General features: G+C 40.7%; 6 protein-coding genes. 5 read left to right on the top strand and 1 reads right to left on the bottom strand.

Annotated elements, in window-relative coordinates:
- Positions 1 to 16: 16 nt before the first annotated feature.
- The 5 genes from DW103_RS11270 to DW103_RS11250 all read left to right on the top strand — a co-directional run bounded on the left by DW103_RS11270 (position 17) and on the right by DW103_RS11250 (position 7,635).
- Entirely contained in the window at positions 17 to 823 is an 807-nt protein-coding gene (locus tag DW103_RS11270; RefSeq protein ID WP_122276164.1) for an FAD:protein FMN transferase, read from the top strand.
- Entirely contained in the window at positions 820 to 2,142 is a 1,323-nt protein-coding gene (locus DW103_RS11265; RefSeq protein ID WP_122276162.1) for a Gfo/Idh/MocA family protein, read from the top strand. Before DW103_RS11270 ends, DW103_RS11265 begins: the two co-directional genes overlap by 4 nt.
- 2 nt (positions 2,143 to 2,144) lie before the next feature.
- Positions 2,145 to 2,381, top strand: coding sequence for a hypothetical protein (locus DW103_RS11260; protein WP_122276160.1), 237 nt, complete (start codon positions 2,145 to 2,147; stop codon positions 2,379 to 2,381).
- Positions 2,382 to 2,672: 291 nt separating this feature from the next.
- On the top strand, positions 2,673 to 5,606 hold the full coding sequence (locus tag DW103_RS11255; protein ID WP_122276158.1) for a family 43 glycosylhydrolase: 2,934 nt from the start codon (positions 2,673 to 2,675) through the stop codon (positions 5,604 to 5,606).
- 13 nt (positions 5,607 to 5,619) lie between these two features.
- On the top strand, positions 5,620 to 7,635 hold the full coding sequence (locus tag DW103_RS11250; protein WP_122276156.1) for a beta-L-arabinofuranosidase domain-containing protein: 2,016 nt from the start codon (positions 5,620 to 5,622) through the stop codon (positions 7,633 to 7,635).
- 168 nt (positions 7,636 to 7,803) lie between these two features.
- On the opposite strand, the gene DW103_RS11240 is transcribed toward DW103_RS11250, so the two are convergent.
- On the bottom strand, positions 7,804 to 11,772 hold the full coding sequence (locus DW103_RS11240) for a two-component regulator propeller domain-containing protein (RefSeq protein WP_122276154.1): 3,969 nt from the start codon (positions 11,770 to 11,772) through the stop codon (positions 7,804 to 7,806).
- Between the last annotated feature and the right edge of the window lie 89 nt (positions 11,773 to 11,861).

Here is an 11,861-nt window from a genome sequence, read left to right as displayed (position 1 = left end):
TAAAAGAGAACAACTTATGTCTTATTCTAATTACTATGCTGCGTCTCAGCTTTTTCACGGTTCTATGTCGTCTGTTATGGGGACACAGTTGGACGTGTTGATGATTGGAGGAGAACCCCGGTTGCTTGCTGAAATTTGGAATGAGATTGAAATAGAAGTGAAGCGGTTGGACAAGATGCTGAGCCGATTTGATTCTGAAAGTGAAGTTTCACAAATAAACCGGGAAGCCGGCCATTTTCCTGTGACAGTGAATGATGAATTGTGGAAAATATTGCTGGACTGCCGGCGTTATTATGAAGATACGGAAGGATATTTTGATATTACGATACAGCACTTTAACCAAATCCTTTTTAATGAGACGGAACAAAGTATTTTTTTCTTTTCCGAAACGATGTATATGGATTTAGGCGGATATGGAAAAGGATATGCATTGTCTAAAATAAAAGAAATTTTAGTGCGAAACAATATAAGCAAAGCGCTCGTTAATTTCGGGAATAGTTCGGTGCTGGCTGTAGGCAGTCATCCTTGTGGAGAATACTGGCCGGTCGGGTTGGACAATCCTTATACAAAAGAGCGGGTCGCAGAGCTTAAACTTCGGGATAATTCTTTATCGACATCCGGCAATATGCCTTCGCATCCGCAACATATTGTGAATCCTCATACCGGGAAATATGCAGAAGGGCGCAAGATGGTTTCCGTGATAGCAAAAGATTCTGTGATAGCGGAAATACTGACGACAGCTCTGATGGTTGCCGGCGATGAACAGGTTCAGACCATTTCCGATAAGTTTGATATTTATGAAAAACATCTATATAAGTTATGAAAAATGAAGATAATTCAGTCAGTTTAAGCCGACGGGATTTTTTTAAAGAAGTCGGCATGATTGGAGGAGGAGGAATGCTCCTTTCGGCTTTTCCCTGGTTGCAATCCTGCAGTCCGGACGATAAGGCTAAAATAGCTAAAGAAAAAGTTCGATTAGGCTTTATCGGGACAGGTTCACGCGGACAGTATCACCTGAATAATTTGAAAGATATGCCAATGGCGGATGTCGTGGCTTTATGCGACAATTACCCGCCTAATCTGAAGGCTGCTTCCGAGATTTTCCCTCAAGCAAAAACGTATGATGACTATCGCAAAGTCCTTGAATCGAAGGAGGTTCAGGCTGTCATGATTGCTGTGCCGCTTTATGAGCACGCACAACTGACAATTGATGCTTTACAAGCCGGGAAACAGGTCTTTTGTGAAAAATCAATGGCAATGACTCCTCAAAGTTGCCTGGATATGTACAATGCATTCAAGCAATCCGGACAAGTCTTATTTATCGGGCAACAACGTTTGTACGACCCTAAATATGTCAGGGCAATGGAAATGATTCATTCCGGTGTGTTGGGTGAAATCGGAGGTATCCGAGCCTACTGGTTCAGAAATAATGATTGGCGCCGTCCGGTTCCTTCTCCCGATTTAGAGCGCAAAATCAATTGGCGTTTGTATAAGGAATATTCTTGTGGTCTAATGACGGAACTTGCTACACACCAGTTGCAGGTCGGAAACTGGGCATTGAAAATGATACCGGAAACGGTGACCGGCATGGGCGATATTGTCTATTGGAAAGATGGTCGTGAAGTTTATGATAATGTCAGCCTGATTTACCGCTATTCCAATGGTGTAAAGATGAATTATGAATCCATTATTTCGAATAAGTTTTATGGTTTGGAGGAAGAAATCCTGGGAAGTAAAGGAACCATGGAACCGGAGAAAGGAAAATATTATTTTGAAGAAGCAAAGCCCGCTCCCGGTATTATGCAGATGATAAATCAAATCGAGCACAGTATCTTTGATAATGTGTCATTCGCCGGTCCGAGCTGGGTTCCCGAAACAGCATCTATCAATAAAGGAGAAATGATAATGGATAAGGTGACTACCATTAGCGGACAGTCTTCTGTCGGTGCGGCCGGTGACGGTTCCGTCGAACTGGTAACTGCTTTTCTGGAAGCTGCCATCACGGGTAAACCGGCTCCGAATCTGGTAGAAGAAGCCTACTACTCATCAGTGTTAGCTCTACTTGGCTTACAGGCGATGGATGAAAAACGGGTAATTACTTTCCCGGACGAATATAAAATACCGTATCTAAATTTTGCATGATTATGAAAGATATCCTATTATCGGTAAAAAGACAAAAAACGGAGATTAAAATATTCTGCTCCTGCATTGTATTGGCATATTTGTTGAATATAACCTCCATTCTGATATATAATACGGAGTGGTCTGAATTGTGGACACAATCCCTTTGGATGTTGCTTCTCTCATGTGCGTTTTATGGCCTGTCGATTGTTTTACGATTGTTGTTGTTCGGTTTTCGGTATTTGATTGCTAAAAAGTAAAACAGTATAACATAGCTTTACCGGGTGGAACAAAATGCTTGTCCCACCTTTTTTTGTAGGACGTAAAATTCATCCGAAAGGAACAAAAATTTCATTCGGAAGGAACAAGAGTTTTATTCGAATGAAATTTTATTTCTTTCGAATGAAATAAAAATCCCCTTTTGTGAAACCTTTTTTCTTGATTGCAATCGACATTTTTATATGAAATCTTTATGTATCTTTGCCGTTGAAGGGAGAGTTCACTCCAATCATTCAAGCATGTGAAAGCTTATTTTTATAATTCTCAATACCATGAAAAAGTCCTTATTACTTCTTTTTGTATTGTTTCTGTCCGGTCTTGTTTTTGCTTCCGGACAGCATATTTATTTGGCAGATCCAACTATCTTTTATGAAAACGGAACTTATTACTTGTATGGAACAGGTGGTGATTCTAATTTCGGTTTTCAGGTTTATACCTCAAAAGACCTGAAAAGCTGGGAAGGACCGAAAGGGGCTTCGAATGGATACGCATTGAAAAAGGGGGATTCTTTCGGAACAAAAGGCTTCTGGGCTCCGCAGGTTTTTCGTTATAACGGAAAATATTATATGGCTTATACGGCCGACGAATTTATAGCAATAGCTTCCTCCGATAGTCCGTTAGGCCCTTTTCGCCAGCATAAGATAGAAAAGTTGCCGGCTGAAATCAAACAGATTGACCCGTATGTCTTTTTTGATGATGATGGCAAAATTTATTTGTATCATGTCCGGTTAACGGAAGGAAATCGTTTGTTTGTAGCGGAATTGAATAAGGATTTGACAGCGATTAAGGAAGGAACACTGAAGGAATGTATTTCGGCTACTGAAAACTGGGAGAATACCCAACAAGCAGAATGGCCGGTATCGGAAGGTCCGACTATCCTCAAGGAGGATGGCGTGTATTACTTTTTCTATTCAACCAATGATTTCAGGAATATTGATTATGCTGTTGGTTATGCAACGTCGAAGTCACCTTATGGTCCTTGGAAAAAGTACGAAGGTAATCCGATTATCAGTCGCCGGTTGTTGAAACATAACGGTACAGGACATGGCGATATCTTTAAGGACGATAAAGGGCAATTGCGCTATGTGTTCCATACACATCATTCCGATACGCTTGTTTCACCCAGACAAACGGCTATTGTTACGCTGAAAAAGGATAAACGGAACGGAGAGCCCGTTTTTGGTATTTTACCGGAAACTTTCTTTTTCCCACAAATCTACTTACCAAATGTGAATGATTACGGGCAAGCCTTTAAGAACCCGGTCTGGTCGGAAGATTTTCCGGATCCGGCTATTATTCGAGTAAAAGACGGAACGTATTATGCGTATGCCACGAATGGCAAACAGAAAGGTGAATTTTGCAATATCCGAGTGTTGAAATCGCCTGATTTGGTGAATTGGGAACCGATGGGAGATGCTTTACCTCAGAAGGCGGCTTGGGCAAGTGAAACTGATACATACTGGGCTCCTCACGTACAATATTATAAAGGTCGTTATTATCTTTATTTCTCGGCTACTCATAATGATAAGAAAGGAATGGGGATTGGAGTGGCTGTCGCAGATTCTCCTGCAGGTCCGTTTATACCGGAAAAGAAAGAGATAGTCAGAGGGGAAAGTTTTGAGAACATCGACCCGATGTTGTTTATCGATTCTCGTACGGAACGGAAGTATTTATATTGGGGTTCAGCTTTTAAGCCTCTGAAGGTACGGGAAATGGCCGATGATTTGCTGACTTTTAAAAAAGGAAGCAAACAGAAAGATATTTTGTTCCCTTCATCAAAACCTTATGAAACATTATTGGAAGGTCCTTGGCTGATTGAGAAATATGGTAAGTATTATATGTTCTATTCTGGAGATAATTGTTGTGGGGAGCGTGCTCATTATGCTGTAATGGTAGCAAAAGCAGATTCTCCGGAAGGCCCTTTTATTCCAATGGCAAAGGCTACAGAAACGGAGAGCAGTGTGATTTTGGAAGCGAACGAACACTGGCTGGCTCCGGGGCATAATTCAATAATCCGGGATGATGCCGGAGATGATTGGATTTTGTATCATGCTATTGATGCGAAAAAAAAGGCTTCGGCAGGAAAAGATACTTATACGCAACGGGAGTTTTTGATTGATAAATTGGATTGGAAAGGTGGATGGCCGGTAAAGATGACGCCTTCTTTTGGACCGGCTGCAGCCCCTGTTATTACGGATAAAAATACCTTTCGTAATCCGTTATTGAGTTCCGGGCCTGATCCTTGGGCCTTATGGCATGATTCCTGTTATTATTATGTGAATACTGCCCAGGACTGTATTATCCTGAAGCGAACAAAAGATATTACGGATTTACGTAATGCCGAAAGTAAAACAGTCTGGATTCCGGATCATCCGTCTTATGCAAAGGATGTCTGGGCGCCTGAAATTCATTTTCTGAATGGTAAATGGTATTTGCTTTTTGCTGCAGATGATGGAAATACGGATAACCATCAGCTTTATTGTGTGGAAAACACGTCAGCAGATCCTTTCAAGGGTGAATTTAAGATGAAAGGGCGCATCAGTACGGATAAAGATAATAATTGGGCGATTGATGGGACTTATCTGGAGCATAATGGAAAACTATATATGTTTTGGTCCGGTTGGAAAACTCGCCGGGTAAGTACGGAAACTCAATGTATCTGGATTGCAGAAATGGAAAATCCTTGGACTTTAAAATCCGAAAGAGTGAAGATTTCTGAGCCGGAACTGGACTGGGAACGTATCTATAAAAATCCGAATGGATGGACACCTTCATATATCATTTATGTAAACGAAGGACCTCAACCTCTGAAAAATCCGGAAGGTGATAAAATATTTCTAATCTATTCGGCAAGTGGATGTTGGACTCCTCATTATCAATTGGGAATGCTTTATGCTGATGCCGATGCCGATTTATTAGACCCGGCCAGCTGGACCAAATCGCCTCAATCGGTATTTTCTCAGGCTCCAGAGAATCATGTGTATGGAACAGGGCATAATAGTTTCTTTAAATCTCCGGACGGAACGGAAGACTGGATTTTGTATCATGGACGTAATACGGAAACAGATCCTCCGGGAGAAGGAGATACACGTGCTCCACGTGCACAAAAAATTACTTGGAAAAATGGTTTCCCTGTTTTTGGAAAGCCTTTTCCGAATGCGATGATTCTGAATAAACCTTCTGGTACAATATCTACTCGAAAATAAAAATAGTTTGATTATGAAAAAAAGTATATTATTTCTTTCTTTGATTTGTGTATCCTGTTCAAGCCCTCAGAACACGTTGTTAGAGCAGGTTGACCGACTGTCGACAACTACACGGAATGATTTTTACGTGAGTAACCGTGCTCCTCTGCAACCACAGCAGTTTATAAAACTTCCGGCTGGTACTATTCAACCGGAAGGATGGCTGAAGCAACAATTGGAATTGCAGAAAAACGGATTGAACGGACATTTGAGAGAGATTAGTGCTTGGTTGCAAAAGAAAGATAATGCCTGGCTGGAAACTGGCGGACAATGGGGATGGGAAGAAGTTCCTTATTGGTTGCGCGGATATGCGAATCTTGCTTATATTGTTCAGGATGATGCGATGCTGAAAGAAGCAAAGTTCTGGATTGATAGTATCCTGAAAAGTCAGCGGGAAGACGGCAATTTCGGTCCGGTCCATTTGAATAACGGTAAACAGGATTTTTGGCCGAACATGATTGTCTTGTGGATTATGCAATCCTATTATGAATATTCAAACGATGAACGGGTTATTGATTTTATGACAAAGTATTGCAATTATCTGCTTACCGTTCCGGATGAAAATTTCCTGTCCAGTTATTGGGAAAATAGCCGAGGGGGTGATAATCTGTGGAGTGTTGTTTGGCTATATAATCATACAGGAGATAAGAAGTTGTTGGCTTTAGGTGAAAAAATACATAAAAATACAGCTAATTGGACAAAATCTACCCAGTTACCTAACTGGCATAATGTAAATGTGGCCCAGTGTTTTCGTGAACCGGCTACTTATTTCTTGTTTACAAAGGATTCTGCGATGTTGTCTGCCAGTTACAATGTGCAAAGTTTGGTTCGCCGGGCGTTCGGACAAGTTCCGGGCGGAATGTTCGGTGCAGACGAAAATGCACGTATCGGATACTTTGATCCGCGTCAGGGTACGGAAACTTGTGGTTTTGTTGAGCAAATGGCATCGGATGAAATCATGCTCCAGATAAGTGGCGACCCTTATTGGGCAGAGAATTGTGAAGATGTGGCATTTAATAGTTATCCTGCTGCTTTAATGCCTGATTATAAAGCACTTCGTTATATAACAAGTCCGAATCATGTGGTAAGTGATTCAAAGAACCATCATCCAGGCATTGACAATAGCGGTCCGTTCCTATCTATGAATCCTTTTAGTAGTCGTTGTTGTCAGCATAATCATGGTTTCGGTTGGCCTTATTATGTAGAAAATTTGATTTATGCTACACCTGACAATGGGGTTGCTGCTGTTTTATACAATGCTTGCAAGGCAAAGGTGAAGGTTGGGGACGGAACAGAAGTAACTTTGCAGGAACAAACGAATTATCCTTTTGAGGAGACAATACGTTTTACTCTTACAACTTCTAAAAATGTTACATTCCCTCTTTATTTACGTATTCCTTCATGGTGTGAAAATGCTTTGGTTTCTGTAAACGGGCAGCCTTTTAATGTGGATTTGATTGCAGGTAAGTACGCTAAAATCACACGCGAATGGGCGGATAGCGATGAAGTAGTACTTTCTGTTCCGATGAATTTCAATTATCGTCAATGGCAGGTCAATAAAAATAGTGTCAGCGTGGATTATGGGCCTCTAACATTGTCTTTAAAGATAAATGAAGATTATCGGCAGAAGGATAGTCGTGAAACTGCAATCGGTGATTCTAAATGGCAGGAAGGAGCTGATGCTTCAGCTTGGCCGACTTATGAAATTTATCCGGCAAGTCCTTGGAATTATGCTTTGCAGGTCAACACGCCAATTACTATCCAGCGTAGGGAATGGCCTTCTGATAATAATCCGTTTACTTTAGCAAATGTTCCTTTGGAGTTTAAAGCAAAAGGTCGTTTAATCCCGGAATGGAAAATTGATGAATATGGGTTGTGTGGTGTCCTTCCGTATGAAAATGCCCGAAAATCGGAAACATTGGATGAAATAACATTAGTTCCAATGGGAGCCGCACGTTTGAGAATAGCTTCATTCCCGACTACTGAATAACATTTATGGCCTGTACGTAATGATGCTTATGAAATGAAGTTGAATAGGATGCCTACGTGCTAATGCTTAATGAATCGGACCAAATAGTTAAATATTTTGGCTTGAGTACGGCTATTTACATACAAACAACGGACGTTGAGCACGAGATAAATGATTTGGTTACTATTGTCAGTCCGTGATATATTTTGAATTTCCAGGTTGGATATCTCTCATAAATTCCGTTGGCGTTTTTCCATACTGCTTCAGAAAGCAGGTCGAAAAGTAGGCGGGGGAAGAGAAGCCGACCTGGAAAGCTATTGTATTGATGCGTTCTTCTCCGTTTTGCATCAGTTGGACGGCTTTTTTTAGACGGCTTACTTTTATGAAATCAACAGGGGAGAGGCCGGAAAGGCCTTTCACTTTTCTATATAAGCTGGAAGTACTCATACCCATCTCCTGGGCTACCATTTCTACACTGAGTGATTCATTGCTAATCTGTTCATCCATGAATGCGTTGAGTTTCTTGAGAAAAATATCATCGACCGGTGAGGCGGATAAACTACTTACAGGGATAAGTGGTTTTTCAAAATAAGCTTTATTCAATAATTCGCGGTTTTTTAACAGGTTTTCAACTTGAGCCAATAAAAGTTCTGTGGAAAAAGGTTTTTCCATATAAGCGTCCGCTCCGGTGTTTAATCCTTTCAGACGGGATTGTAGGTTATGTTGCGCTGTCAGCAAGATGAACGGAATATGGCTGAAATTAATATCATTTTTGACTTGGTTGCAGAACTCGAAGCCATCCATTACCGGCATCATCACATCGCTGATGATTAAGTGAATTACATTGTTCTTTAATATTTGGATTGCTATTTTTCCGTTTTCGGCTTCCAAAACAGCGTAATTATCAGATAATTCGCGCGCGATAAATTGCCGCATATCGCTTTGGTCTTCAACTATGAGGATAACAGGTTTTCCCGTATCCTGAACGGAAGGTACAGGTGTGATGCTTTCTTGTTCATCATCCATTGTAAGTATTTGATAACCCTCTTTCTGATTATAGGGTAATGTCAGAGTGAACAGGTTCATTCCTCCTTCAGCCTGATTATAGAGGATTGTTCCTTTGTGGAATTCAGCTAAGGATAAAGCTAAAGATAAACCGATGCCGCTACCCTGTTTATTCTCAGTTTCTTTCAACCGGTAGAAAGGTGAGAATATCTTTTCCCGTTCATTTTCCGGTATAAGGAAACCATCGTTTATTATTGTAATAGAGAAATTGTCCGTCTGTTCTGAATTTACATGTAAATGGATAAATTTGTCCGAATATTTGATGGCATTTGTTAGCAGATTATCCATTATTTTAGAAAATGCTTCCCTGTCAATATCTGCGTAAAGATGTTTTTCTGGAATATCTGTTTTAAATATTTTATGCTCTTTTTCCATGAGTGGCAGATAAGGTTGCAGAATGGTATTCAGCCAAAGCGTTACGTCTGTTTTTACATAATTCAGGCGGAAGCCTCTGCTTTCTGTTTTTCGGAAGTCGAGAAGCTGATTGCTGAGGTTCAGTAAACGCTGTGTGTTCTTTTCGATAATATGCAGGTTTCTTTTTGTTTCGGTATTTCCATCACCGGACTTGATTATTTTTTCCAATGGGGCATTAATTAATGTCAGCGGAGTCCGTATTTCATGTGTGATAAAAGTGAAAAATTGGATTTTGGCATCAGAAAGCTCTTTTTCCTTTTTGTTCTCGAAAATCTGGCGGTTGATTCGGAGCTTTTCTTCCAGCTTTGTTTTCTTATATTTGTAGAATAAGAAAATCAGGAAACAAACGGACAAGGCATAAGCCATGAAAGCCCAATTGGTAGCCCAGAAAGGAGGGGTGATGATGATAGACAATGCCTGTTCGTTATTTTGCCAGATGCCGCTACTGTTCGTAGACTTTACCCGAAAGGTATATTTTCCCGGTGATAGATTGGCAAAGGTTACTTCCTGATTCTGGTTCATATAAATCCAGTCTTTGTCTACTCCGTCCAGCATATAGGCATATCGGATAGCTTCCGGCGAAGTATAGCTGAGAGCTACATACGACAAGGTAAAAGTAGAGGCATTGTAAGGTAATTCCAGTTTTTTTGTATCTCCGGTGAAAGGTGTTTCGATATTATATTTTTTCTTTTCTTCTCCCGGCAGATGAATACGTGTGATATAGATGGGAGGAGAAAATGTATCTTCTTTAAACGATTGGGGATTAAATGAAATCATCCCGTTGATAGTCCCCATGTAGATGGTTCCATCCGGAGCTTTGTAGGACGAACTGTAGTTGAATTGGGCCTCGTGCAGACCATCTTTGTAGGTAAAGGTACGCATTGCGTAGGTTTCAGGATTAAAATGTACCAGTCCGTTTGCTGTCGAAATCCAGAAAAAGCCATTATTATCTTCTACGATTCGGTAAATAATATTGCTGGGAAGTCCGTTTTCCACGCTAATATGGTTAAATAGTCCGGTTTTCTCATTATATAAAGAGAACCCATTGACGGTAGTAACCCAAATACGTCCGTGAGAATCTTCGAAAATGGAAGTAGTATTGTTGCTGCCGATACTTTGTGAGCGATTCATATCGGAGGTGAAATGTGTCATTGTGCCATCCGTTTGGTGATAACAGTATATACCATTGGTGGAGGCCACCCAGATATTTCCATCTGTGTCTTCATAAATTTGCCGGATAAGGGCGTAAATGTCTTTCCAACGGTTGAAATCATCTTTTTCCTCATTGTATAGGAAAATGCCGTTGGATGTTCCGATAAGGAACTCATTTTGCTGTGTTTTTTCAAAGCAAAGAACAAAGTCGGACCCCAGGTTATTTCCTGTGTTAGCCTGATTGTAACGTTTGATGATTTTGCCCGAAGGAATATCCAGTAGGTCGATGCCCTTGTTGAAAGTTCCTACCCAAAGTTTATTTTTGTCGGCGAATAAACCATGTATATTGGTAGCGGATAAGGGATGTTGTGTGTTATTATAGGAATAGTTGGTGATTTTACCTGTCTTCAGGTTATATTGGTTAATACCGTTATCTTCCGTACCCAACCACAGATTCCCATATTGGTCCGGGCAGATTTCCCGTACGGCATTGCCCAACATTTGCGGATGTGTCTTTCCTCCGATGAAGTGGTTAAAGCCGGTATATTCCTTAGGGAGATAACTGATACCTCCGAAAAAGGAACCGACCCATATTCCTCCTTCTTTATCTTTGGTTAGTGAGTAAACGGCATTGTCGGCAATCGTATATTCGTTTGTCAATGATTTTGTTAATTGCCGGATAGAACGGGTCAGAATGTTATAGATGTGTATACCCGATTCAGAGGCTATCCAATACGTGTTTTTATTGAAAGGTATAATAGAACGAACCTGAATGGCAGGAATGAGTGTCGTCGTATTTTTGTCGTAATTATTATACAACATCAGTCCTCCTTTTTCCGTACCAATCAAAATACCGACATCGGGTACCGGGCAAATTGTAGAAATATGGTTTTGGCTTTTTATATCGGCTTCTCCTAAAGCCGGAATTTTGAAAAAGTTATCCGCTTGCGGGTTGTACTGATAAAAATCGTAGTAGTCTGCCACAATCGGTAATCCTTCATCGGAAATAGCCAGAGTTGAATAGACGTGTGTACTGCCCGGATAGCTTCGGGTAGTCCGGTCAGATGGAGAGTAACGTACGATTCGGTTATAATCGAGAAACCATAAATTACCCTGCTTATCTTCCCGGACGGAAATGAAATATTCCGGAGTATTTTCCTCATTCGCAAGTTGCAAAGGGTGAAAAGCATCCGTATGATAATCATAATAGCAGGTTCCCCGGTTTGTACACACCCATATTTTTTCTTCCGAATCTTCAAAAAGACTGATGATGTGGTCGTTAGGAAGGCTTTCCGGTTGATAGGAGTTATGGCGGTAAACTTTAAATGTATGTCCGTCGAACCGGTTTAACCCGTCGTCGGTCCCAAACCACATAAAACCTCTTTTGTCTTGTAGGGAACAATAAACCGTATTATGGGACAATCCTTGTTTGTTATTGTAATGTCGAAAATACAGATTCTCTCCTTTGACCGTTTGTAGCCCCGGCAACAAGAATAATAATAGAAACAGATAGAATTGTATTTTCATATAAATGTACAGTCTGTGTTCAACGGGACGAAATTAATAAAATATATTTATATGAGGAATCTTTGTTTGGCGGTAGATACTCCCGATTA

Source organism: Parabacteroides sp. AM08-6 (assembly GCF_003473295.1).
In the GTDB taxonomy this organism is placed as follows: domain Bacteria; phylum Bacteroidota; class Bacteroidia; order Bacteroidales; family Tannerellaceae; genus Parabacteroides.
The sequence above is the reverse complement of the archived record's forward strand: the minus strand, read 5'-3'. Positions and strand labels throughout refer to the sequence as shown.

Excerpts from the sequence above, each read along its gene's own strand:
- DW103_RS11265 (WP_122276162.1), top strand. The coding sequence starts at position 820 with ATGAAAAATGAAGATAATTCAGTCAGTTTAAGCCGACGGGATTTTTTT.
- DW103_RS11250 (WP_122276156.1), top strand. The coding sequence starts at position 5,620 with ATGAAAAAAAGTATATTATTTCTTTCTTTGATTTGTGTATCCTGTTCA.
- DW103_RS11240 (WP_122276154.1), bottom strand. The coding sequence starts at position 11,772 with ATGAAAATACAATTCTATCTGTTTCTATTATTATTCTTGTTGCCGGGG.
- DW103_RS11270 (WP_122276164.1), top strand. The coding sequence starts at position 17 with ATGTCTTATTCTAATTACTATGCTGCGTCTCAGCTTTTTCACGGTTCT.
- DW103_RS11255 (WP_122276158.1), top strand. The coding sequence starts at position 2,673 with ATGAAAAAGTCCTTATTACTTCTTTTTGTATTGTTTCTGTCCGGTCTT.
- DW103_RS11260 (WP_122276160.1), top strand. The coding sequence starts at position 2,145 with ATGAAAGATATCCTATTATCGGTAAAAAGACAAAAAACGGAGATTAAA.